This is a genomic window from Dialister hominis, assembly GCF_007164725.1.
Lineage (GTDB): Bacteria > Bacillota > Negativicutes > Veillonellales > Dialisteraceae > Dialister > Dialister hominis.
This window is the reverse complement of sequence record NZ_AP019697.1, coordinates 598417-622591: the sequence shown is the minus strand read 5'-3', so window position 1 is coordinate 622591 and position 24175 is coordinate 598417. Positions and strand designations below refer to the sequence as shown.

The following is a 24175-nucleotide window of genomic DNA, read 5'->3' as shown; positions in this document are numbered from 1 at the left end:
TTCCCTCCCTGGAATCACTCTTTGTCTCCATGCAGCGCATGATCGACATACTCTTTGGAAACGACTTTCCTTGTCGTTACCTCCTGATTCTTCTCATCGGCCGCCTTGCTTTCCAGCACATTTTCAATCATTTCTTCCACATATGCCTCTTTCACATAGTCATCATGATGGCGGGCGGCTTTGAAAGCGGCCATGAGCACGGCATTGGAAATGTCGCTTCCTGTAATCCCTGCATATTTTTCTGCCAGTTTTTCAACCTGTATATCATGAGGCATCTTGGCAGGAATATACTTCTTCCACAGCTTAAGACGGCAGTCATAATCCGGCAGTTCAAACTTAATATGCGTGGAAATTCTCCTCATGAACGCAGGATCGAAATTCTCAATGAAGTTCGTCGCAAAAATGACAAAATCCTGATAATCATTGAGGAGCATCAGCATGACCGAGCGCGTCTGATTGACGCTCACATCCGTCGAGCTTGTCATGGAAGTGACCCTCCGGCTCAGTATGGCATCCGCCTCATCAAAAAAGAGAATGCTCCCTGTTTCTGCCGCGGCTTCAAAAGCGCGCCGGATATTCTTTGGCGTTTTCCCGACAAACTTGGATTCAATATCCGCATAATTGACGATTAGTATCCTTCTGTGGAGGTATGAGGCAATCGCATGAGCCGCCATGGTCTTGCCCGTGCCTGATGGCCCGTATAAATTGATGCCGAGCCTCTTGGCATACTTATGTGTCTCCTCCAGTCCCCACTTTTCATAGACGACCCTGCAGTTATTCGCATAATCGGCAATATCAAGGATCTGCTCCCTCACGCGCGATGGAAGAATAAGATCATCCAGCGTGTACTTGGGATCTTCCGGAAAAAAGTAATTTCTGCCCTGGCTGGTTTTGTTTCTTTCATCTGCACATCATCCGTTTCTTTGATTCTTCTGCCAATCCCCATTTTATACCATCACCACCCCGATCCTGTGACCTTCTGAAGATGAACAGGGAAATTTCATTCCGCTGATTCATAAACAAATTAAAAACAGAAAATAAAATCTCTCATTATTAATATAGATTATCCCATGACGAATAGCAAACATTCATGGGAAATCGTTTCTTCATACAGCAAAAAAGAGCTATGGCAAAATGATTGTACATTTTGTCACAGCCCTTTTTATATTCAATTCATAATCTTGTCGATGATCTTATCCAGCCAGGAGCCCTTGCCCTTGAACTGTTTCACATCTTCTCCGCATACATGGGCATAGTTCAAAAGTGCTTCCTTCTGATCCTCGTTGAGTTTCTTCGGGACGGTCACCTTCACTTCCACATAGAGGTTCCCTTTGCGGGAGGACTGCAGATGAGGCATGCCTTCGCCGGAGATGCGGAACCGGGTGCCTGTCTGGGTACCGGCTGGAACCTTAAGTTCCACTTCCTTGTCCAGGGTCTTCACTTTGATGGTGGAGCCCAAGGCTGCTACGGGATAGGAAATATTGACGGTCTTGTAAAGGTCGTCGCCTTCTCTTTCAAAGTCCGGATCGTCTTCCACATAAATGTAGACATAGAGGTCTCCTTTCGGACCGCCTCTCCTGCCGGGCTCTCCTTCGCCGGCCACCCTCATGCGGACGCCGCTGTCGGCACCGGCAGGGATATTGACTTCAATGGTCTTGGACGCTCTGACAGTACCGCTGCCATGGCATTCCTTGCACTTGTTTTTGATAATCTTCCCTGTGCCGCCGCACTGCTGACAGGTGACGATATTCACCATCTGTCCGAAGGGGCCGTTCCTGACGATCCTCTGCTGACCGGTACCGTGGCAGTCCGGGCATTCATCGATCTGGGATCCGGGTTCTGCTCCGGAACCATGACAATGATCGCAGGTTTCATTCTTCGGTATGGAGAATTTCTTCTTCACGCCTGTGAATGCTTCCCTGAGTGTAATCCTTAAGTCATAACGAAGATCAGCGCCTTGTTCCGGTCCGTTTGGCTGGCGGCGGCTTCCGCCGGTGAACATATCAAAGATGTCACCCATGTCAAAACCGCCGAAGTCAAATCCCTGCCCGTTGAAACCGCCCTGTCCGAATCCACCGAATCCGCCGTATCCGGCTCCGCCGCCCTGGGACGCCTGCTGGAAAGCATCCGGTCCCATCTGGTCATACTGAGCCCTCTTGTCGGCATCGGAGAGGACATGGTAAGCCTCATTGACTTCCTTGAACTTCTCCTCTGCCTCTTTGGGATTATCCTTATTCAGGTCAGGATGATACTTACGTGCAAGTTTTCTGTATGCCCTTTTTATATCATCTTCCGAGGCGCTTTTGCTTACGCCAAGGATATCATAGTAATCCTTGCTGTTTGCCATAAAGAATCCACACTATTCCTTATTATTTCTTATCATCGTCATCGACGACTTTATAATCTGCGTCGACTACATTGTCTTTGTCCTGTTTTCCAGCGGACTGCTGCTGTGCGCCCTGCTGGCCGGCAGCCTGCTGCTGTGCCTGCTTGTACAGGTTTTCGGTCAGTTCATGCAGCGGTTTTGTCAGAGCATCTGCATCAGCTTTGATCTTTTCAGTGTCGTCGCCCTTAAGGGTTTCCTTAAGTTTTGCAACAGCATCATTGATTTCCTTGACCTTAGCCGGATCTGCCTTGTCGCCAAGATCCTTGACGGTCTTTTCAGCCTGATAAATCAGAGCTTCTGCATTGTTCTTTGCAGTGATAGCTTCCTTGCGTTTCTGGTCTTCTGCTTCATGAGCCTTGGCATCATCCTGCATCTTCTGGATTTCTTCATCGGAAAGGCCTGTGGAAGAAGTAATATCGATCTTCTGTTCCTTGCCTGTGCCAAGATCCTTAGCGGATACGTGAACAATGCCGTTGGCATCGATATCAAATGTTACCTGGATCTGCGGTACTCCGCGCGGAGCCGGAGGAATGTCGCTCAGTTCGAAGCGGCCGAGTGTCTTGTTGTCGGCAGCCATCGGTCTTTCACCCTGAAGAACATGGATGTCAACAGAAGGCTGGTTGTCAGCTGCTGTGGAGAATACCTGGGACTTGGAAGTCGGGATGGTGGTATTTCTCTTGATCATGGTTGTGAATACGCCGCCCAGGGTTTCAATACCCAGGGAAAGCGGGGTAACGTCGAGGAGGAGAACGTCCTTGACTTCGCCTTTGAGTACGCCGGCCTGAATAGCTGCGCCGACTGCAACGGATTCATCCGGGTTGACTCCCTTGGATGGTTCCTTGCCGAACTTGTTGCGGATCAGTGTCTGTACTGCCGGGATACGGGAAGAACCGCCGACGAGGAGAACCTTATCAATATCGGAAACGGTAACGCCTGCATCTCTCATAGCCAGATCAATCGGTTCGACAGTAGCCTGAACGAGGTCGTCAGTGATCTTGTCGAATTCAGCACGGGTCAGTGTTGCATCGAAGTGTACCGGCTGTCCGTTGGAATCCATGGTAATGAATGGAAGGTTGATATCGGTGGACATAACGCTGGAAAGTTCGATCTTTGCCTTTTCGCCGGCTTCCTTCAGTCTCTGGTTTGTCATCGGGTCACGCTTCAGTTCAAAGCCGTTCTGTGCCTTGAATTTATCAGCAATCCAGTCCATGACACGGTTATCGAAGTCATCGCCGCCCAGATGGCCGTTGCCGTTGGAAGCTCTTACTTCGAATACGCCGTCAGCCAGATCGAGGATGGATACATCGAATGTGCCGCCGCCCAGATCATAAACGAGGAAGCAGTGTTCCTTGCCGTCTTTGATCTTGTCAAGGCCGTAAGCCAGAGAGGATGCGGTCGGTTCGTTGATGATACGGAGGACATTCAGTCCTGCAATCTTGCCTGCGTCCTTGGTTGCCTGACGCTGAGCATCTGTGAAGTATGCCGGGCAGGTAATAACTGCATCGGTTACCTTTTCACCGAGGTATGCTTCTGCATCGACCTTCAGCTTCTGAAGGATCATAGCGGAAATTTCCTGTGGTGTGTATTTCTTGCCGTCGATATCAACGGTGTAATCACTGCCCATATGACGTTTGATGGAAACGATGGTACGGGACGGGTTGGATACAGCCTGGCGCTTAGCCAGCTGGCCGACGAGTCTTTCGCCGGTCTTGGAGAAGCCGACAACGGATGGTGTCAGACGGGAACCTTCCGCATTCGGAATAACGACAGGTTCGCCGCCTTCCATAACTGCGACTACAGAGTTGGTAGTACCTAAATCAATACCGATTACTTTTGACATTTAAAATGTCCCCTTTCTTATATTCTTTAACAGGTCTTAATTTCTATGTTAGTGCCAAAATCAGTTGTTGTGGACAACCTGGACTTTGGCAGGACGCAGAACCGTATCTTTATACATGTATCCCTTCTGGAATACTGCCAGAACAGTTTCATCTTCCTTGTCATTGGATTCTACCATCATGACCGCTTCATGGAAATGAGGGTCAAATTTCTGGCCGGCTGCTTCGATTTCGCTGATTCCATAATCCGTCATGATCTTGACCAGCTGTTTCTGCAGCAGTTCAAATCCCTGAATGTACGCTTCACCCGATTCATCCTTTTTCATATGAGCCAGGGCCAGCTCAAAATTATCTAAAACAGGAAGAAAACTCTTCAGTGTTTCTGCCTTGTAAATATCAGCAGCCTTCGCATCATTTTCTCTGGTGCGGCGGCGGAAGTTATCAAAGTCTGCCTGAAGTCTCATATAATCATTGAGATCCTTCTTCGTCTGCTCCTCCAGCTTTTCAGCGGCTTCCTTGGCTTTTGCTTCAGCAACGGCAGCCTGCTTTGTCAGGAATTCGACCTGCTTCTTCAGATCCTCAGCCGTCGGTTCCTCTATCGTTTCAGCCTTTTCTTCTGCCGGAGCATCTTCTGGTTTTTTCTTTCTTCCAAAAGCCTCAGCTACCTTTTCAGCAGCCTTGGCAGCAGCGCCTGCTGCGCCCCCGGTCTTTTCCTTCTCGTTTTCCTTCATCCGGAAACCTCCTAATCACCTAATCATTCTTCTTCAATAAAGTATCCAGTCTCTGCTGCATGAACCGCATCATTCCGATGATCCTGCTGTACTGCATCCTCGTAGGCCCCAGGACGGCGACTGAGCCGATAATGCGGCCGCCCGAGGAAAACTGCGCGCGGACAATGGAAAGGTCCGAAAGGGACTTGACCGGATTCTCCGTGCCGATATGAACAGCGATAGGCTGATCCGACGAGGAAAGGAGCATGCTTTCCAGCATATCCCTCTGCTCCAGGAGATTCAGTATATCCTGCATTTTTTCGACATTCTTGAATTCCGGCTGCTCGATCAGCTGCGATGCGCCTCCGGCATATACTTCCTTAGGAGGCTGAAGCGTTTTCTGCAGCGCTTTGAACACATGCATATAAGGAGTCAGATCCCTCTCCACATCCTTCTGGGAGGAGAGAATGAGCTGCTCATCCGTATTGTCTATTTCTCTGCCGTGCAGGAAATGATTCATCCTGTCTGCCAGCAGCTGCATTTCATCAAGAGAAGAATCTGCCGGAATATCCACCACTGCATTGGATACCTCTCCCTGATTCGTAACGACGAGCATAATAGCGCGCCGCCCATCAAGCGGGAGGAATCTCATGTAATTGAATTTCCTCTTTCCGCCGGCCGAAGTCGCAACGGAAAGCGTATGCGTCAGAGATGCCACCGTTCTTGCAATGTCACGGGAGATTTCATCCTGCTTTGTCACATGTTCTTCCAGGATATGGTTGATCATGGACTTTTCATCATCCGTTACTGGAGAAGGCTGCATCAGCCAGTCTACATAGAAGCGGTATCCCTTGATGGAAGGAATCCTGCCTGCCGATGTATGCGGCTGTTCCAGGTATCCTTCATCTTCCAGGTCCTGCATTTCGTTACGGATCGTAGCGCTGCTGACGCCCAGATTGTACTTGCGGGCAATGGTTCTTGATCCTACAGGCTCGGCTGTTTCCGAGTAATCCTGCACGACGGCCCAGAGTACCTTTCTCTTTCTTTCATTCAGTTCGTTTGCGCCATGATTGGCGCCTCTCTTATCATTATTTTTTCCAGCCATTTTTATCACCATTATTAGCACTCTTTAACTTTGAGTGCTAACTTACGTTATTAGAATATCATTCACTCCTGTGAATGTCAAGACTTTTCCCTTATTTTTTCGGAGAAAAACAGGATATCCCCCGCTTTTCTTCCTATCAAAAAAAGAACGCATCTCCGCAGGAAATCCGTCCCTTTTTTATTTTGCTGCATGACTTTTCCATGAAAAAAGACACCCCGCCGGATGTCTCTTTTCAAGGAAGAACCTTCGGCAGGCGCCGCCTCTCCTGCATCTCTTCTGACCCGGGTCGGGTGTGTGGCCGCGGCGAATTTTACCACCTCAAAGATTCCTCTTTACGTTATAATTATAGCACTTTCTTGTTATGCTCTCAATATATATTAAATTTCCTATATAAAAAAGAAAGAAGCTGCGGGATCAGCCAATCGTCCCGCAGCTTCTTTTGTTTTACAGGCGCATCAATCAGCCTACATAGCCCAGCCAGTGCCAATAGGTAGCTGAGAAGAGGAGGATCATGCAGTAGGAAATAATGGTAAATGGAATACCAGTCTTAAGGAAGTCCTTGGATGTAATGTATCCGGTACTGTAAGCGATCATGTTCTGCGGTGCATTGACCGGGAGAATATAACCGAAGCAGATGGTGTACTGGAGAATCATGGTCATGCCGAGGACGTCGATGCCCGGTGTCTTGACGCTCTGAAGAACGGCAATGACGATCGGGATCATAGCGGATGCCAGGCCTGTCGCACTTGCAAAGCCCAGATGGATAACCGTAAGGAAGAAGGCAAGAATGGCAATGACAACGAGCGGTGTCATCGTTTCCATGCCGAAGAGGGCAACAAAGTGGTTAGCCAGCCAGATAGCTGCGCCGGATTTCAGAAGGGCTGTGCCCAGGGAAATACCTACGCCGAAGAGAGCAACCGTACCCCAGTTGATATGCGGAACAGCATCTTTCCAGCTCATGAAGCCGATGCGCGGAAGCATCATCAGCATGATGCCTGTAATGGTGACTGTTGTCGTATCAAACGGATGAAGTTTCTTTTCTGTAACCCAGAAGAAGAGAAGCAGACAGGAAATGATGAGCAGCTTCTTTTCGTTGACGGATACCGGTCCCATTTCCTTCAGCATTTTCTGAAGAGCTTCCTTGCCGCCAGGCATTTCCTTGATTTCCGGTGGCATGACATGGATCAGGAGCTGATAAAGAATGACAGACATAACTGCTGCATAAGGAGCAGCGGCGATGAACCATTCCAGCCAGCTGATATCCTTGCCGAGAACCTGCTGGATGAATCCGATAGCAACCATGTTCTGTGCTGCTGCTGTCTTGATGCCGATGTTCCACAGGCTGTCTGCCTGAGCGACGGCCATCATCAGTACAGCTGCAAACGTGGATCCCTTTTCAAGGCCGAATGCGCGGATGATGCCTACAACAATCGGAACCATGCAGGAAACTCTGGCCGTTGTGGACGGTACGAAGAAACTCAGAATGAAACCAACGAAAATGACGCCGATGACAAGACGGCTGGACTTGACGCCGACATGGGACATAACGACAAGAGCGATACGCTTGTCAAGACCCGTGATCATCATGCCCGCTGACAGAAACATAGCCGCTGCTACCAGTGCCCAGGCTGTAGTCGAGAACCCGGACAACCCCATCTGGAGAGCCTTGCTTGTGCCAAGCAGTGCGCCGTGTTTTGCCGGATCAGGCGCCATGCCGAGCGCAAATGCCATAAACGTTACAATGACAAACGCACTGACCGGATAGGAAACGCCTTCCGTCATCCAAATAATAACCGCAAATACCAGAATTCCGATGAGTCTGTGCCCCTGCGTGGGGAGATCCACCGGAGTCGGGAAGAGGTACACGATAGCCATGGCAATCAATGCCAGTATCAGCCCGTACTTCTTCCCAAAGCTTTCTTTTTTCTCCGACTTATCCATAAGCCGCCTCCTCAAAAACGCAGGCCGCGCGCCGATTCCCCCAAGAATCGCGTCATGCCTGAAAATAAAATGATGCACTCTGCAAAAAGTGTAAAAGCTCCCTATTCTCCGCGTACCGTAGGGAAAGGAAGCTCCGTCGCTTTTTGTATTAAATTGCTAAACCAAGTATAAACTTCGCGCTCTTATATTGTCAATGGCACAATCAATGATGATATAGAATCATAAAGGAGTATGGGGATTCCTCGAGAATTTAGAAGAATAAACGAGAAAAAACAGTTCCGATTCCTCTTTCTCCTCTTATTTATGCAAATAAAAATTTATGCAAATAAAAAATCCCCAGCATAAGCCGGGGATCCGTTTTGATTAGTCAGCGCTGAAAGGAAGAAGAGCGATAGCTCTAGCTCTCTTGATAGCGAGGTTAATCTTACGCTGATGCTTTGCGCATGTTCCTGTAACACGACGCGGCAGAATCTTGCCTCTTTCAGAAACGAAACGGCGAAGAGCAGCGATATTCTTGTAATCAATGGTGTCTACGTGATCAACGCAGCACTGGCAGACCTTTCTTCTCGGTCTTCTTGTTCTATCTTTTCTAAACATGGTTCTTTATCCTCCAAAATCAATTGCTTATCAGAATGGAATGTCCTCATCTCCCGGTGTGGAATTCCCAAATTGTCCAAAGCCGCCGGAACTAGATCCCTGTGAACCCATGTTTCCGGATGCGCCGAACGGACCCTGAGGCTGTGAAGGATGCGCATTTCCAAGCGGAAGTGCTACGAAATTAGCAACCACTTCAGTCACCCATCTTCTCTGTCCTTCCGGAGTGTCATAAGAGCGGGTGCTTAAGCGGCCTTCAACGAATACACGCATGCCTTTTTTCAGCTGGTTGCCGACAGACTCTGCGAGATTGCCCCAGGCAACAACGTTGATCCAGTCAGTCAGCTCCTTCTGTTCACCCTGAGGAGTTGTGTAGTTACGATTTACCGCAACGGTAAATGATGCGACCGCACGACCCGTCTTTGTTGCACGAATCACGGGGTCCCGTGCCAGATTACCCATAACTTGAACTGAATTCATCGTTTCTACCTCTTAGTCATCCTGTTTTACAATGATATGACGGATAATTTCTTCATGAATCTTGATAACGCGGTCAAGTTCTTTAATCTGCGCCGGATCAGCCTGGAAATCTACTACTACGTAGTAGCCTTCACTCTGATGCTTTACTTCGTACGCAAGATGACGTTTGCCCCATTCATCAACATTGTCAATCGTGCCGCCGATTCTTGTGATCGTGTCCTGCACCAGCTTGACAGCAGCCTTAATCACTTCATCATCAGCTGCATTCACAATGAACATAACTTCATACTTTTTCACGAAATTCGCCTCCTTTTCGGACCTATGTCCCGCGCTCTCCGCGGGCCAGGAAGTTACTTGCCAAACAGCAAGCTTTTATATTATACAAGATGATTCCAAAAAAAGCAAACCCTCCCCTGAAATATTCAGGATGAAAGGAAATTACTGCTTTTTCTTCTTGCTGACCATGAATCCGGTCGCCTGCTGATTGGCCATGATGACGATATCGCTGATCTGCACGCGTTTGGGACGGCTTACGGCAAAAGCAATGATATCTGCGATATCTTCTGCATGAAGCGCATCTACGCCTTCATAAACGGCTTCTGCTCTTTTCTTGTCGCCATGGAAGCGGACTTCACTGAAAGGCGTGTGAACGATGCCCGGCTGGATCGTGGTCACCTTGATATCGCTGTCAATGACATCGATGCGGATGCCGTCGCTAAATGTCTTGACGGCTGCCTTTGTCGAGCAGTAGACAGCAGCGCCTGCATACGCATAAAGGCCTGCCGTAGAGCCAAGGTTGACGACGTGGCCGCTGTTTCTTTCAAGCATGGACGGAAGGAATGCACGAGTGACAAGGAAGAGCCCTTTGATATTCGTATCGATCATCTGAAGGATATCTTCTTCCTTTGTTTCTGCATACGGTTCAAGTCCCCTTGCAAGTCCCGCATCATTGACAAGAACATCCGGTGCGCCGAAAGCAGCAAGGCATGCGGCAACGGTTTTCCTGATTTCTTCTGGTTCCCTGACATCCAGGACGTATGGAGTGACCTTGACGGAAAACTCTTTTTCAATGTCAGCCTTCACAGAAGAAAGCTTCCCTTCGTTCCTTGCAGCCAGCGCCAGATCATAACCGCCTGCTGCCAGTGCTTTTGCTGTGGCAAGACCGATGCCGCTCGTTGCGCCTGTAATGAATGCATATTTGCTCATTTCATTTCCTCCCTCAATGACCTATACAATTTACATTATGAATAGGATTGGTTTATAATAAATATTATACAATATAAATAGAAAAAAGAAATCATAGATTTTTTAAGATTGGAAACGAGGAATCATCTGTGAAACCATACGCAGGCTTACTTCTTGCAGGCCTTCTTTTTTTGACAGCAGGATGCGGATCGCAAGAGCCCCAGCCCGCCAAAAAGCCTCCGGCTTCCTCTGCCCCTGCAGCAAAGGCACCGCTTCACCAGATTTCAAAGGAATCTGATGAATGGTACCACAAGGCTGCCATCGCTTACGGGAAGGGAGATCACCTTTCTGCCCTCGAGGCATGCGGAAAGGCACTTGAAAACGACCCTGAAAATTACAAAGCCCTTTCACTCAAGGGAATTATACAGGCCTTTGACGTATCTCCTGAAGAAGGCATTGCAACAATTAAGGAATCGCTTGCCATCAATCCTGATTATGTGCAGGCTTTTTATGATATGGCCATGGCGCAGAAGCTGGGAAAGCATTACGATGAATCCATCGCCTATTTCCAGAAAGTTCTCGCAGCCGACCCTAAAAACACATGGTCCTACTACGGCATCGCTACCAACTATGCAGATAAAAGAGATAAGGAACATGCTCTTCAATACCTGAAGAAGGCCATCGATCTATCCCCTGCCGATGTAAAACAGACTGCAAAGACGCAGGATCATTTTGCATGGCTCAGAACCGATCCTGATTTCAAAGCCATGACAAGCTAAAGCAAATCCGATTCTTTATCCAAAGGGATTTCGAGTACCAGTCCCTTTGTTTTATATGGAGGTTTTCATGAAATATTCTTTAATTTCGTCTGCTGTCTCTCTTGTGCTCTACCATCATGAGCTATTATCCTCTGCCGGGCTTTTCGGCTATCTGGCAGGCATCCTGTACCTTGTCACATACAGGGCCAATGCCACACTGATTGCTATCGGATGCATTGCTACAGCAATCATTACCGTCATGTACTTCAACTGGGATTTTTCCTTCACAGGCTACATGACTGTAGGCGTCGCCTGGTCCATGACAATCCTTGCGCTCACTGTCATCCTCACCATCGTGACAATGCTTCGGAAAATCACAGACTCCTTCAATCATCAATAAGCTAGAAGAACAAAAAAGCGCCCGCATCTGCCTGGCAGATACGGGCGCTTTTCAATTGGTGTTTATTTTGCTGCTTTGAATTTCAGGAAGTAGCCGAGGATGACGAGCATGACAGCAAGTCCTACTACATCACCGATATATCCATTTCCAGTCAGGCCGGAAACGAGATAACCGAAAACGCAGCTTACTACTACAACTGCCACATAAGGAATCTGCGTGGAGACATGATCGATATGATGGCACTGCGCGCCGGCCGATGCCAGAATCGTGGTATCGGAAATCGGGGAGACATGGTCGCCGCCAACAGCACCTGCCAGGACAGCAGCCACAGTCATAACCATCAGGTTGTTATCATTGGCAACAATGGCAAGGACGATAGGAATCAGGATGCCGAAGGTGCCCCAGGATGTACCGGTTGCAAAAGCAAGGCCGATAGCAACGAGGAAGAATACAGCCGGAAGCATGACGGCAATCGTTGCATTGTCGCTGACAACGCTGCCTACGTAGCTGCCGATATTCAGGTAATCTTCACCAACAACACCGGAGAGTGTCCATGCCAGAGAAAGGATCATGATAGCGGAAGTCATCTGCTTGAAGCCTTCTACAAAGCAGCTGCAGAAGGTGGTCATGTTCAGGATTTTTCTCGGGATGTAAAGAATGAAGGTGAAAATAAGAGTCATAAAGGAACCGATAACAAGGCCGCGTGCCGATTCGCAGTTGGCGAAAGCTTCTGCAACGCCCTTTCCTTCCAGGATGCCGCCAGTATAAAGCATGCCGAAAATACAGCCGCCGATCAGGACGATAAGAGGAAGAATGAGGTCGATGATGCGTCCATTGCCGACAGGAGCCATGGAATCATCTTCTGCATATTCAGCAGGAATGACAAGTGTGCCGCCGCTTTCTTTTTCAAAATCAGCCATGCGGGAGAAATCCTTGCCGGACCAGATGATAATAATCATGAAAATAATCGTCAGCCATGCATAAAGGTTGAGCGGAATGGTCTGCAGGAAGAGGGCAAATCCATCAATGCCGCTGTTTTCCGGAAGAGAGGAAGTAACAGCTGCTGCCCAGCTCGATACCGGTGCAATGATGCAGACAGGAGCTGCCGTAGCGTCAATGATATACGCCAGTTTGGCTCTTGTAATATTGAAACGGTCAGTGACCGGTCTCATGACCGTACCAACAGTCAGACAGTTGAAGTAGTCGTCGATGAAAATCAGGATGCCAAGGATCATCGTAACGAAAAGAGCGCTTCTCTTTCCCTTGATCGTACGCGCTGCATAATCACCATATGCCTGCGAAGCGCCGGACTTCTGGATCGCAGCGACCATGATTCCCAAAAGCACCAGGAATACAAGAATGTAAACATTCGAGCCGATCTTATCCGACATGATTGCAAACATCGTGTCGATCGCGCCCAGGAAACTGAACCCTGCGAACATGAACGCACCGATAAAAATACCGATGGCAAGGGACATGTACACTTCTTTCGTCGCTAACGCCAGAATGATAGTAATCACAGGCGGCAGGAGCGACCATACCGTTTCAGCCATAAAAACACCAATCCTCTCCGTTTTGCCGGCAGACTCTGTCTTCATCTGCCCTTTACTAAAGTTTTTCGTTTATTATACAACAATATGTCATAATCCGCCATACAAATATGAATACAGATTTCATCCGAAAATATCGAATCTTCTGCCGTTTTTGACCGCACTCCACACAAAATTTCATAAGTGCGCATTTTCTGACAAAGTAAACAAACTCTTCCGAACTTCGTTTAGGGGCAAGACGGCAATAAAACATGCGCGATAAAAAGGGCTGTGACAAGTGCAGTCATTGTCACGGCCCCTTTTAGAGTTCATTATTTATTTCTTTTCAAAGACAAGGTGAACGCCGCCATTTGGAAGCTGTGTCACTTTCTTCAGGGGGAAGGAATCAGGAACGAATACATTCGTTTCTGCAATGCCCTTCTGGTCATGGTTTCCTTCGACATGCGGAACGATGACTTCGGAAATGCCATCGACCATGCCGGCCTTTAAGAAGACGCCGTTGATGGTAGCGCCGCCGCAGAGGACGAGTGTATGAATGCCGAAGTAAGCTTTCATTTTTTCAAGGCTGTGTTCCGGCTCCAGATCATTTTCACCGGCAAAGATGTAAGAGATGTTCTTGCTTCTAAGGTAAGCCAGATATTCTTTTCTGACGGTGCGGGTCAAAACTTCCACGATCTGCATTCCGCCGGAGAATGCATCATCCCAGTTGCACTTGCCATGACGGTCGAAAACAAAGAGATACTTTCCTTCTTCATTCTTGACGATGAAATCACCATCTTCAACCGGGGTATCCTTGAAGGCATCGTAATCTACATCGGCCTGCGCCATGTAAAGGCATGCCGTATAAGAGCCGGTCCCATGCGCATCTCCCAGTTTGGGAATGACTTCTTCATAATAGTCGCCGCATGCGCCGGTCAGCGGGGCATCTGCGAAGTATCCTTCGATTTTTCCATCGATTGATACCATCATGTGTAAAATGACTTTTGCTCTGTCCATAATTAATCCTTTCTGACAATGGTCTGATGCAGGAGCGTGCCATCAGGCAGGTATCCGCTCAGAACAAGCTGGTTATCATCTGCCTCAAACACGTTGTAGTTGTCGGTTTCAGGCTGCGGAGCTACATATTCATCGAGCGCATGGCGCTTCCAGAGGCCCGGATAGCGTACATTGCCGCCAAGACCCAGGATGACATAGACCGGTCCGTGATCGGCGCGCTTGAAGTCATAAATATGGCCTCTGTCCCTATAGGTGTGGAGATGTGCCGAGAGAACAAGGTCGACGCCTGTCTTGTCAAAGATCGGCATGAATTCCTTTCCTTCATCGGAGAATCCTTCCTCGCGGGCCGGACGGCTCGGATCAGCAAAGGAATACTGGAGAGGATCCTTGTGCATCAGGACGACCTTCCATTTCTTCTTCGAGGATGTGATATCCTTTTCAGCCCATGCTTTTTCTTTTTCAAAAAGGTCCGGCACCCACTGCTTCTCTTCTACCAGGGATGTATCAAGCACCGTAAAGTGAACGTCGCCCCAGTCGAAGGAATAGTAATGATTGGCAAGCTTGTCATCGCCGTTCTTCGGAAGGCTGAAATGAGTCAGGTACCTTTCCGGCATCGTTTCCTTCCAGTCAAGGGAATAGGCTTCATGATTGCCTACAGCCGGAGCTACAGGAATCTTGTCAATCGTATCAGCGACTGTCTTGAACCATGCCTGCCACTGATATTCATCCTGGCCGTTATCTACGATATCTCCAAGGTCGATAAAGAAAGCGGCATCAGGATTTCTGGATGCAGCATCCTTGAATAATTTCTCCCAGTCGGAATAATCCGAGCTCTGGGAATCCGAAGTCACGATGGCCTTGAACTTGCCGCCGTTATCAGTAGCAAGCGGATACCATTTGCTGACTTCATTCCCCTGGCGGGTACGGTATTCATAATCGGTCCCCTTTTCCAGGTTGTCCAGCCTTGCGGTATAGACGAAGCTGTCACTGACACCTTTGTCTCCCTTGAGCTCCTTGGACACGGCTTTGACAGAACGGATATCATTGCTGCCCGCTTTCCTGTATTCGAGGCTGTCTTCTTTCCCGTTTGTCATCTGCCACATGATCGTGCGGCCGTGCTCATTATCGGCTGCTACGACCTGGCGGACGGAATAGGGGCGCATCGTTTCCTTGACTTCTCCTGAAGCCGCCTTGCCGGAGGATCCGGAAGATGAGCATCCCGCAATCGATACTGCTGCGCAGAGCGCCATCACGCAGGCTGCTATTTTCAATGTTTTCTTCAATAGTTGTTCCTTCATTCCATTACTTCAAAAATTCCAGGCGGTCAGCGGCCTTCCTGATCCACTGATCGATTTCGCGCTGGGTTGTCATGCGGTTTTCCTTCTTGTAGGATACCTGAAGCTGCTCTTCCATCGTGCCGCCTCTCTTTTCGACAGCCATGCGCAAATCTTCCAGTGTCTTTTTCGGGCTTCCTCCGCTGGTGGAGAATGTGAATACGTGCTTCCCTTTAAGATCAGCATGTGAGAGGAACTGCTGCATGGCAGGAGCCATCGTGAAATACCATGTCGGGCATCCCAGGAAGATCACGTCATAATCGTTCAGGTTAAAAGATACAGGTTCCGTTTCAGGAATACGGCCGCGGAACTTATCCAGGCCTGCCTGCAGGATCGTCATGCCATAGGAAGAGGAATACTTTCTCTGCGATTTAAGCTCGCTCATGTCCCCGCCGATCACCTTGTGGATAGCGGCTGCCAGATCCCTTGTATGGCCGCTTTTGGAGTAATAAAGAATCAGCGTTTTCATTTCACGGCCTTCTTGTATTCTTCATCACTCACTTCTTCGCACCATTCATTCGAAGAGCCTTCAGCCGGCACTTCAATGGCAATGTGCGAGAACCAGGAATCCGGCGCAGCACCGTGCCAGTGCTTGACCTCAGGCGCAATCTCAACGACATCTCCGGGAACAAGACGGCGCGCAGGCTGTCCCCATTCCTGATAATATCCGACTCCGCCCACGCAGAGCAGAATCTGGCCGCCTTTATGATGGATATGCCAGTGATTGCGGCAGCCCGGTTCAAATGTGACATTGGCCACAGGGATTTTCCCTTTTGTCAGCATCTTCAGGTAACTCTGGCCTGTAAAATACTGGGGATACGCTGTATTGGGCTCTCCCGATGCAAAAGCAGAAACATGATCCTTATCCATATCCTTTTCCTCCCAAGATTCCTTTATTTTATTATCTATTATTTATAGGATTCCTTGTAAATGTTGACGCAGTCTTCATCAGAAAGAACGTACGGGTCTGCCGGGAAGAGTGCTCCCATGACAGTTCTTGCATTCTTGACGAAGCCTTCGAATTCTTCTTCCTTGATTCCATAGTCGCTCATCTTGAGATCAGCTACACCGCATGCCTTCTGCAGATTTTCAAGAGCCGTCAGGAAATCTTCCGGCTTGTCTGCATTTTCCATACCAAGGAAACGTGCCATATCGATGAAGCGGTCATCGCAGCAGTGATACTTGATGAAAGTGCGGTAGTAAGCAAGGGAAATCATGATGAGGCCTGCGCCGTGCGGCAGGGATTCATGATAAGCGCTCAGTGCATGTTCAAGGGAATGCTCGGATGTGCAGCTGCCTGTCATCATGGAGTAGCCGGACATGGTATTGGCAAATGCCACATGTTCTCTGGCTTCCATATCGCTTCCGTCTGCTACAGCTCTTGGAAGGTACTTGCCGATATTCCTGATGGCAGTCGATGCGACCATATTGCTCATCAGATTGGCCGGTTTGGAAATGTAGCATTCTGTGCTGTGGAAGAGTGCGTCAAATCCCTGGTAGGCAGTGAATTTCGGTGGGACAGATGCCATCAGTTCCGGATCGACAATAGAGAGGACCGGGAAGATGCCAAGATCGACAATGCCGGTCTTTTCGTGTGTTTCAGTATTTGTGATGACGCCGCCGCAGTCTACTTCAGAGCCTGTGCCTGCTGTCGTCGTGATGTCTACCATCGGGAGAGGCTTATTCGCAATCGGCTTGCCTTTGCCTGTACCGCTTGCTACATAGTCCCAAAGCGTGCCGTCATTTGTCGACATGATGGCAATGGCCTTTGTGGCATCCATGACGGAACCGCCGCCCAAAGCAACAAGGAAATCAGCGCCGAAATCACGGGCTGCCTTTGCGCCTTCCATGACAGTCGTATGGATCGGGTTTGCCTGAATCTTGTCAAATACGGATGTTTCCACACCTGCCTGATGCAGTTCCTTTTCCGTCCTGTCCAAGTATCCATTGGCTCTTGTTGATTTGCCGTTGGAAATAATGATCAGTGCTTTCTTGCCCGGAAGAGCCTGTTCATGAAGATGATTCAGCTGCCCTTCACCAAAAAGCCAGCAAGTCGGAACAAATACCTGAAATAACTTATTTCTTTCCACAATAATTCCTCCTTATCTTTCTATAACAGGACACAGAGTCCCTGATTGACTTAATAGACATAATTGATTTATAATTCAATTAAGTTCAAGTCTATTCTAAATGTTAAAGTCGACTTTAAGTCAAGACCTTGATTCAAAAATCTTTCAGGAGGGCCATCATGCTCTATACCGCCGGCGAAGCAGCCAAAATTTTAGGAATTCCAGCTTCTACACTCCGCTATTACGATAAGGAAGGACTCCTTCCCGAACTGGAACGTTCCAGCGGAGGCATGCGCATGTTCCGTGATTCAGATTTTGCGAGCCTGCGGCTCATCCAGTGCTTGAAAAAAGCAGGCCTTCCCCTGAAGGAAATCCGCGACTTCATCCGTCTTCCCAACGATGGCCAGAAGACAATCGATACCCGGTTGAAAATCCTCTCCCATCAGAAGAAACTCCTCAGAAAGAAAATGGAAGAGCTTGAGGACATGATGGGCATGGTCGAATATAAAATCTGGTACTATGAAACCGCCAAGCGCGCAGGAACGACAAAAGTTCCGGCAGGAATGGATGAAACCGAGCTCCCTGTCTATCTCCGCGATGCCTATGTGCATCTCCATGCGGTTCCGGGAAAAGAAAGGAAAGATCTCTAATCCCCTTTCATTATTATGTACCCATCCCGAAATATTTCAAGAGTATAAACAAAAAAGAAACAAGATGCTGACTGAAAATCAGATTTTGTTTCTTTTTTTATTGTTTAGACCGAAAAACGGGCCCCTTTGAGGGGCCCGTTTTCATGATGGATTAGAATTCAGTTTTCCAGAGACCATGGAGGTTGCAGTATGCATAAACCGTGCCATGTTCAACAAGATGGAAATCTGCTTCCGGTTTGTCGCCCGGTTTCAGATATTTGAAGGGGAGTCTGCCTTCACATTCCATAGCGATCCATTCGATGTAATGATTTTCCAGCATCGGATGCGGAGTGGATCCGACCTGTACATGGAGCATCTTTTCACCTTTTTCTACGACTGGTACATGCTTTTCAGCAGCTGCATCTGTCGATCCCGGAATCAGGTGTTCCATCGGTTTGCCGCAGCAGGTGAGGCTTGTGCCGCCGCCGTTCGTGATCACCGCAAGAACATTTCCACATACGTTACATTTGTAAAATTCTACTGCCATGTTCCTTACCCCCTTCAGAGATAACCAAAAACTGTAGAAAATATGAATGAAGCCCTGTGCTTTATTCATATCTATAAATATTATCCCACAAAAAGATGGAAATGTATATCAAAATAGATTAAAAATTTTTGATATATTATGACATTTCCTCAAGGAACTTAATACCATCTTGTCATTGGGAGATCGTTATTGGTTCCCTTGGTAAAGAGCATCTGATCCACATCGATGTATCCGATATAGAAGGCAGCAGCGCAGCCGCAGAGGTAAAGATCCCACATACGGACGAATTCGCTGCCCATCTTGGCTTCCACCTGTCCGCGTGCCTTCTGGAAGTTATGGTACCAGCAGGAAAGCGTCTTGTAATAATGGCGGCGAAGGCTCTCCACGTCCAGAAGCTGGAACTGGCCCTTGTAGGCAATTTCGAGCATTTCATACATGGTAGGAAGCGTCCCGCCCGGGAAAATATACTTTCTCATCCACGGATTGCTGTTGACCTTGTCCCTGCCGCTGATGAAGTGCAGGAGGAAAAGTCCTTTGTCCTTCAGAACCTGCTCGACGACACTCATGTACCGTTCATACTGCGAGCGGCCGACATGTTCCAGCATGCCGACACTGACAGCGCGGTCGAATGTCATGCCCTTCTTCGGAAGGTCCCTGTAATCGAGAAGGTCGATCTGCACCTGGCCTTCGAGCCCGAGCGCCTTGATCCTTTCCTGGCCCATTTCCCACTGTTCATGGCTGAGCGTGCATCCATATCCCTTGACGCCGTACTTCTTGGCGGCCTCAATCAGAAGATAGCCCCAGCCGCATCCGATATCCAGAAGACTCATGCCCTTTTCAAGATGAAGCTTTTCCAAAATATAATGGACCTTGTTCTTCTGTGCTTCTTCCAGCGTGTCATTGTCATTCTTGAAATAAGCGCAGGAATAACTCAGCGTCGGATCGAGCCAGAGCTTGTAGAAATCATTGCCCAGGTCATAATGGGAGCATACCTCTTCCCTCTGTGTCGACTTGTCTTCCGGCGGATAGAGAAGGGAGGCAACGGCATTCCTGTCCAGCGAGAACTGATCGATCTGCTCGAGGAGCCCTTTAAGGACGGTGAACATATCCCCTTCGACTTCAATGTCCCCTCTCATGTACGCTTCCCCAAGAGCAAGGGACGTAGAAGTCAGGAGTTCCTTCTTAGGAATATCCTTATGGAAAATAACGCGGCATACAGGCTCACCTTTCCCGATCCTGTATTCCTTGCCGCAAATCACTACGTCGAAACAGTATTTATCAAATCTCTGCAAATAATAAATAAGGAAATCATCTAAAACATGCATAGTAACGCCTCCATTCCGTCAATCACCATCTCCGCGCCATAAGCGCTTCCTCATTCATTGTATTCCCCATTTATTCAGCTGATCTCTGTATCCACTGCCTTTTGTCCGGCGGATTTCAGGAAACATTCTTGCTGACAAATCCAGTACAAGCAAAGCGCTGCGCAGCTTTCCGCAGCAGCTCTTCCTGAACCATCACCTCTCTGAACATCTTCCCTCTATGTTCATCGATAGACGACCATTTATAAATAAGTGTTTTTCTATATATAATGGTATCACTTATTCATGAATTATCCAAGGGGGTCATAATATTTTATGCAATGCCGAACAATTTGTTCATCGATAAAATCTAACTTTCAGAAGATTCTGAAATCTGGAATCATATTCCAGGACAAAAATTTAGGTATATTGGTTAATGACTATTTATCATGAAAAATCCATGTTTCCGTCAAGAAATGGATTCATCAATAAAAGCCGGGCTGCCATCCATGGGGAGGCTCCCAGCTTTTTCTTGCAGATATTCAAATTCAGAAGTGATGAATCAGAGGCTTATTCCTCTTCAAGATCATTGGGAATATCCTTGATTTTCCTGGCAGGAACACCGCCCACAAGGCAGTTATCCGGCACATCATGCGTCACAACGGCACCGGCCGCAATGACGACATTGTTTCCGATCGTGACGCCTGGAACGATGATGACACTTCCCCCGATCCATACATCATTCCCGATCGTCACTGGTTTTGCAATGCCAAGACTTTTTCTTCTGCCTGACGGGGATAAAGGATGATTGACTGTGATGATCTGCGTGCCTGGTCCTATGATGACATGGTCTCCGATCGTAACGGGTGCTATATCCAGGATCGTTACATTGTAATTGGTCAGGAAATCGTCCCCCACATGGATATTCTTTCCGTTATCACAATTGAACCTGGGGAGCACGACTGGGTTCTTTCCTACGCTTCCGAAAAGTTCCCGGATGGCTTTCTCGCATGCCGGATAATCTGTCGGATCGGTTTCATTGAGAACCTTGCACATTTTTACGGCATGAAGCTTTCTTGCGTCCACTTCGGGATCTCTGAAATCATAAGGAAGCCCTGCTTCCAGTTTTTCAAGTTCAGTCATATTATCCTTTCCCTCATTTCCTATTATTTGTAGGAAGCTTCGTAGATGGCAAGGTAATCCTCATCGGAGAGCAGAACAGGATCTGCCGTGATGTCGCCGCCGAGGACTTCATGCACTTTCTGCGGATACTTCTTCAATTCTTCCTTCGTGATGCCTGCATCGCTCATCCTGAGATCGCTGCAGCCGACACTGGCAATCATGTCATCAAGTGCTTTGATGAAATCTTTTCCGGACGATGCATCCTTGACACCCATGGCTTTTGCCATGTCGATCATCGGCTGCTCAGCTGCTTTTCTTTCTGCAAAGAAATCAAAGTATGCATGAGAAATCATGATGAGGCCGGCTCCGTGGATAAGGTCGTCATGGAAGCTTCCCATGACATGTTCCATCGTATGCTCGGATGTGCAGAGCATGTAATAGCCTGCCAGTGTATTGGCAAGAGCCATGTTTGTTCTTGCTTCACGGTCGCTTCCATCATGATAAGCTTTTGGCAGATTCTTTGCAATGAGTTCGATTGCTTGCAGCGCGAACATTCTGCCCATGGTATGTTCATTCTTATTGATCATGGATTCAGCCGCATGGAAGAATGCATCCATTCCCTGATAAGCAGTGAATTTCTGCGGGACACTCATCATGAGGCGGCTGTCGACAACAGAAAGGCACGGGAACATGGATTCAAAGAAAATCCCTGTCTTTTCCTGTGTCGCTTCATCTGTGATGACAGAGGCCATATCGACTTCAGAGCCTGTGCCGGCCGATGTTGTGATGGCAACGATAGGAGAAGCTGCATAAAGAGCATCTTTCTTTCCGCCGTGAAGGGAGAGGCTGTAGTCCCAGATGGTGCCCGGGTTCGTCATCATGAGTGCAATGCACTTCGTGCAGTCCATGATGGAACCGCCGCCCAGGGCAATGACGAAATCACATCCTGTCTTCTTTGCCTTTTCAGCGCCGTCCATGACATTTTTGCTTGTCGGGTTCGGGCGGACTTCGTCGAAGACTTCATAGGAAACGCCGGCCAGATCGAGTTCATGCTTTACATCATCCAGATATCCGTACTTCTTGACGGACGTACCATTTGATGTCACAATCAGGGCTTTCTTTCCCGGAAGCTTCTGTTCATGAAGTTCAGAAAGCTTGCCTTCACCGAAAAGTACCCTTGCCGGCATATAGAAATTAAAGTTGTACATATTTGAATCCTCCTGCTGATTAGTCACTTACAGCTAAACCAATATCAAGTCAATCTTCCCGGGGATCTTCTACATTATAAAATCACGGATGATTTTCATCAGCGCTTTGTGTTAACATATTTAGTGTCAAATATTAACATCAGGAGGGATACTATGAAAGGACGCATGCTTTCGGATGCCATAGAGAAACTGGCCCGGGAATTCCCGCATCTCCACTGGGATTTCCGTCTCGAACCAGTCAGCGGAAAAACAGAATTCATTTCCCAATGGCTCGGAGAACCTGATGAAGAAGTCATGGTCTGCGCATTCAAGGGAAACCACATCCAGGAACGGTTTCACCGTCAGAGTTTCTTCTTCATCAATTTTGCTTACTACGGTGACTACGAAGCAGTTTCAGCCAAGTATGACCACAAGCTTCTCATGAAGGAAGGCGACTGCTACGTCGGGCAGCCCTACAGCGGGTATGCGCTCAGATGCGACAGCGCAGAAGATGTTGTGATTGCCGGCGTCCTCATCCAGAGGAAGACGTTCCTTCGCGATTACCTGGGCCCGATTTCATCAGATGCCTCTCTCGTCCGTTTTTTTCTGGATCCGACGACCAATGCATACTCCGATGAATTCATCCATTTTTCCCTGCCAAAGGATTCTCCAATCCACCATCTTCTGGATCTTATGATCATTGAATATGCCAATAAGAAGCAAGATACACAGAAGGTGCTGAAGCCTCTGATCCTTTCGATGATCATGTACATTGCAAGAGAATACAGGCTTTCCCATGAAATCGTGGATACGGATCCCCTTTCCTCCCAGCTTTTCTCTTATATGGAATCTCATTCGGATACAATCACTCTCTCAGACCTTGCCGCGCATTTCGGCTATCATCCCGTTTATCTTTCCCGCCTTCTTCCCAAACTGTTCGGGAAAAACTTTTCTTCCCTCCTTTTGGATATACGTATGAAGAAAGCGAAGATTCTTCTTGACCACACGGATCTTACCATAGAAAAAATTGCTGCCGTGCTTGGTTACAGCAACAGCAGCAATTTCTACAAATCATTCCGTCATTATTACGGGAAATCCCCGAGTTCCCTCAGCTAGGATTCCTCGTCTTTCTTTTCCTTATTTCCTTCCGGCAGTCCTTTTTCAAGGATGCCGGCTTTTCTTTGCACAGAACGCAGCGCATTTTCAAACTCGCGCCCGGATATGTTCAGATTGACATTCCTCGGCCGCTTCTTTTCAGGAAGCCCCTTCATGCTGACATCCTGCACATTGTAAGGATCCTGCATCTCCGTCAGGTACGGCCAGTACTTTTTCGGAAGGTAGAGCATCCTTTCCCTTGGATTTCTCCTGTCTTCGATGCCAAGATGGCGGTAATAGTTCCGCCAGATCTGCCGCAGGTCCTCCTCTGACTTGCTGACCTTCAGTTCCAGATTCGGATCTTCTACCTCGACAATCGATACTTTCCCCTCTTCATATACCGCCGCAATCTGCCGGTTCACGTCATAGATCGCCCAGGATTCAGCCGAAAGGCGGTTTTTGAAGTGCTCCGCCAGGATAGGTGCCACATTTTGCGTCGGGTTGATGGAAGCAAAAAGCATCCCCTCCTCCAGCTCGCTGAAGCGAAGGATGCCGCGGAACTTTTCCGCTTCATTGCCTACTTCCCTTCCCATTTCCAGGATTTCCCTCGCCCACGGCTCCTTCCAGTAGGAATACAGATCCTTTCCCGTCTTGAAACCGCGGCGCATGTACTCGAAAATCTTCATTTCCTTCTCCGGCCTTGCAGAAAGGAAAGCACGGTACACCTGGCGGATGCCTTTTTTGCCGCATTTCTTTTCAAAACTTGCCGCTACCTTTTCCGCATAGAGGAAATTTGTCTTCACAATAAAATCCGCGCCGAAAAGACGAACCTCTCCTCCTTCCGGGCCGATTCCTTCAAGCTTGCTTGTTCCGTAGTGGTAAATCTCATAGACGGCCGTCAAAAATCCCGGGTATGTGCCATCATAGTAGTAATACATGCATCCTCCC

Annotated in this window: 25 protein-coding genes; 4 read left to right on the top strand and 21 right to left on the bottom strand. The window is 48.2% G+C overall.

Annotated features, from left to right (window positions below; all coding sequences use genetic code 11):
- Positions 1 to 14 precede the first annotated feature (14 nt).
- From Dia5BBH33_RS02875 to Dia5BBH33_RS02830, 10 genes are all read right to left on the bottom strand, one after another.
- On the bottom strand, positions 15 to 815 hold the full coding sequence (locus Dia5BBH33_RS02875; protein ID WP_197710286.1) for an ATP-binding protein: 801 nt from the start codon (positions 813 to 815) through the stop codon (positions 15 to 17).
- 353 nt (positions 816 to 1168) lie between these two features.
- Positions 1169 to 2347, bottom strand: a complete 1179-nt coding sequence (dnaJ, locus tag Dia5BBH33_RS02870) for a molecular chaperone DnaJ (RefSeq protein ID WP_108849904.1) — start codon at positions 2345 to 2347, stop codon at positions 1169 to 1171.
- A gap of 22 nt (positions 2348 to 2369) precedes the next feature.
- Positions 2370 to 4226: a molecular chaperone DnaK gene (gene dnaK / locus Dia5BBH33_RS02865; RefSeq protein ID WP_143332334.1), complete on the bottom strand. Its 1857-nt coding sequence runs from the start codon at positions 4224 to 4226 to the stop codon at positions 2370 to 2372.
- 60 nt (positions 4227 to 4286) lie between these two features.
- Positions 4287 to 4955 (bottom strand): nucleotide exchange factor GrpE, encoded by a 669-nt coding sequence (gene grpE / locus Dia5BBH33_RS02860; RefSeq protein WP_022382618.1) that lies wholly within the window; start codon positions 4953 to 4955, stop codon positions 4287 to 4289.
- Positions 4956 to 4974: 19 nt separating this feature from the next.
- Complete coding sequence (gene hrcA, locus Dia5BBH33_RS02855; RefSeq protein WP_143332333.1) at positions 4975 to 6039, bottom strand: heat-inducible transcriptional repressor HrcA; 1065 nt, start codon at positions 6037 to 6039, stop codon at positions 4975 to 4977.
- Between the two features lie 459 nt (positions 6040 to 6498).
- Positions 6499 to 7980, bottom strand: a complete 1482-nt coding sequence (locus tag Dia5BBH33_RS02850) for a DASS family sodium-coupled anion symporter (protein ID WP_108849908.1) — start codon at positions 7978 to 7980, stop codon at positions 6499 to 6501.
- A 363-nt stretch (positions 7981 to 8343) separates the two neighbouring features.
- The gene (gene rpsR, locus Dia5BBH33_RS02845; RefSeq protein WP_022382623.1) at positions 8344 to 8577 is read right to left on the bottom strand and encodes a 30S ribosomal protein S18; all 234 of its coding nucleotides are present in this window, start codon (positions 8575 to 8577) and stop codon (positions 8344 to 8346) included.
- Between the two features lie 30 nt (positions 8578 to 8607).
- Positions 8608 to 9054 (bottom strand): single-stranded DNA-binding protein, encoded by a 447-nt coding sequence (locus Dia5BBH33_RS02840; RefSeq protein ID WP_143332332.1) that lies wholly within the window; start codon positions 9052 to 9054, stop codon positions 8608 to 8610.
- Between the two features lie 12 nt (positions 9055 to 9066).
- Positions 9067 to 9351 (bottom strand): 30S ribosomal protein S6, encoded by a 285-nt coding sequence (gene rpsF / locus Dia5BBH33_RS02835; protein WP_022382625.1) that lies wholly within the window; start codon positions 9349 to 9351, stop codon positions 9067 to 9069.
- Between the two features lie 141 nt (positions 9352 to 9492).
- A complete protein-coding gene (locus Dia5BBH33_RS02830; protein WP_143332331.1) occupies positions 9493 to 10260 on the bottom strand; it encodes an SDR family NAD(P)-dependent oxidoreductase in 768 nt (255 codons plus the stop codon).
- Positions 10261 to 10388: 128 nt separating this feature from the next.
- On the opposite strand from Dia5BBH33_RS02830, the gene Dia5BBH33_RS02825 reads away from it, so the two are divergent.
- Both Dia5BBH33_RS02825 and Dia5BBH33_RS02820 read left to right on the top strand, forming a co-directional pair.
- Positions 10389 to 11018 carry a tetratricopeptide repeat protein gene (locus Dia5BBH33_RS02825; RefSeq protein WP_232518078.1) on the top strand — a complete coding sequence of 210 codons (630 nt, stop codon included), beginning with the start codon at positions 10389 to 10391 and terminating at the stop codon, positions 11016 to 11018.
- Positions 11019 to 11085: 67 nt separating this feature from the next.
- A complete protein-coding gene (locus Dia5BBH33_RS02820; RefSeq protein ID WP_022382863.1) occupies positions 11086 to 11397 on the top strand; it encodes a hypothetical protein in 312 nt (103 codons plus the stop codon).
- A 62-nt stretch (positions 11398 to 11459) separates the two neighbouring features.
- On the opposite strand, the gene Dia5BBH33_RS02815 is transcribed toward Dia5BBH33_RS02820, so the two are convergent.
- The 6 genes from Dia5BBH33_RS02815 to Dia5BBH33_RS02790 all read right to left on the bottom strand — a co-directional run bounded on the left by Dia5BBH33_RS02815 (position 11460) and on the right by Dia5BBH33_RS02790 (position 17367).
- Positions 11460 to 12950: a Na+/H+ antiporter NhaC family protein gene (locus Dia5BBH33_RS02815; RefSeq protein ID WP_108850907.1), complete on the bottom strand. Its 1491-nt coding sequence runs from the start codon at positions 12948 to 12950 to the stop codon at positions 11460 to 11462.
- Positions 12951 to 13262: 312 nt separating this feature from the next.
- Positions 13263 to 13916, bottom strand: a complete 654-nt coding sequence (locus tag Dia5BBH33_RS02810; RefSeq protein ID WP_162501751.1) for a dihydrofolate reductase family protein — start codon at positions 13914 to 13916, stop codon at positions 13263 to 13265.
- A gap of 29 nt (positions 13917 to 13945) precedes the next feature.
- Positions 13946 to 15226 carry a purple acid phosphatase family protein gene (locus tag Dia5BBH33_RS02805; protein WP_232518077.1) on the bottom strand — a complete coding sequence of 427 codons (1281 nt, stop codon included), beginning with the start codon at positions 15224 to 15226 and terminating at the stop codon, positions 13946 to 13948.
- Positions 15227 to 15245: 19 nt separating this feature from the next.
- Positions 15246 to 15746: a flavodoxin family protein gene (locus Dia5BBH33_RS02800; RefSeq protein ID WP_108849912.1), complete on the bottom strand. Its 501-nt coding sequence runs from the start codon at positions 15744 to 15746 to the stop codon at positions 15246 to 15248.
- Positions 15743 to 16147 carry a cupin domain-containing protein gene (locus tag Dia5BBH33_RS02795; RefSeq protein ID WP_108849913.1) on the bottom strand — a complete coding sequence of 135 codons (405 nt, stop codon included), beginning with the start codon at positions 16145 to 16147 and terminating at the stop codon, positions 15743 to 15745. Before Dia5BBH33_RS02795 ends, Dia5BBH33_RS02800 begins: the two co-directional genes overlap by 4 nt.
- 38 nt (positions 16148 to 16185) lie before the next feature.
- Positions 16186 to 17367 carry an iron-containing alcohol dehydrogenase gene (locus Dia5BBH33_RS02790; RefSeq protein ID WP_022382857.1) on the bottom strand — a complete coding sequence of 394 codons (1182 nt, stop codon included), beginning with the start codon at positions 17365 to 17367 and terminating at the stop codon, positions 16186 to 16188.
- A 158-nt stretch (positions 17368 to 17525) separates the two neighbouring features.
- Between Dia5BBH33_RS02790 and Dia5BBH33_RS02785 the strand changes: the two genes are divergently transcribed.
- Complete coding sequence (locus tag Dia5BBH33_RS02785; protein ID WP_108849914.1) at positions 17526 to 17996, top strand: MerR family transcriptional regulator; 471 nt, start codon at positions 17526 to 17528, stop codon at positions 17994 to 17996.
- A 151-nt stretch (positions 17997 to 18147) separates the two neighbouring features.
- Here the strand turns inward: Dia5BBH33_RS02785 and Dia5BBH33_RS02780 are convergent, their stop codons facing one another.
- From Dia5BBH33_RS02780 to Dia5BBH33_RS02765, 4 genes are all read right to left on the bottom strand, one after another.
- Entirely contained in the window at positions 18148 to 18522 is a 375-nt protein-coding gene (locus tag Dia5BBH33_RS02780) for a desulfoferrodoxin family protein (protein ID WP_108849927.1), read from the bottom strand.
- Between the two features lie 158 nt (positions 18523 to 18680).
- Positions 18681 to 19847: an SAM-dependent methyltransferase gene (locus tag Dia5BBH33_RS02775; protein WP_022382854.1), complete on the bottom strand. Its 1167-nt coding sequence runs from the start codon at positions 19845 to 19847 to the stop codon at positions 18681 to 18683.
- 546 nt (positions 19848 to 20393) lie between these two features.
- Positions 20394 to 20966, bottom strand: a complete 573-nt coding sequence (locus tag Dia5BBH33_RS02770; RefSeq protein WP_022382853.1) for a sugar O-acetyltransferase — start codon at positions 20964 to 20966, stop codon at positions 20394 to 20396.
- Between the two features lie 23 nt (positions 20967 to 20989).
- Positions 20990 to 22153, bottom strand: a complete 1164-nt coding sequence (locus Dia5BBH33_RS02765; RefSeq protein ID WP_143332329.1) for an iron-containing alcohol dehydrogenase — start codon at positions 22151 to 22153, stop codon at positions 20990 to 20992.
- A gap of 153 nt (positions 22154 to 22306) precedes the next feature.
- Between Dia5BBH33_RS02765 and Dia5BBH33_RS02760 the strand changes: the two genes are divergently transcribed.
- Positions 22307 to 23248, top strand: coding sequence for a helix-turn-helix transcriptional regulator (locus Dia5BBH33_RS02760; RefSeq protein ID WP_143332328.1), 942 nt, complete (start codon positions 22307 to 22309; stop codon positions 23246 to 23248).
- Here the strand turns inward: Dia5BBH33_RS02760 and Dia5BBH33_RS02755 are convergent.
- Positions 23245 to 24165 carry a TIGR03915 family putative DNA repair protein gene (locus Dia5BBH33_RS02755; RefSeq protein ID WP_143332327.1) on the bottom strand — a complete coding sequence of 307 codons (921 nt, stop codon included), beginning with the start codon at positions 24163 to 24165 and terminating at the stop codon, positions 23245 to 23247. The two genes, Dia5BBH33_RS02760 and Dia5BBH33_RS02755, sit on opposite strands and share 4 nt — an antisense overlap.
- Positions 24166 to 24175: the final 10 nt, after the last annotated feature.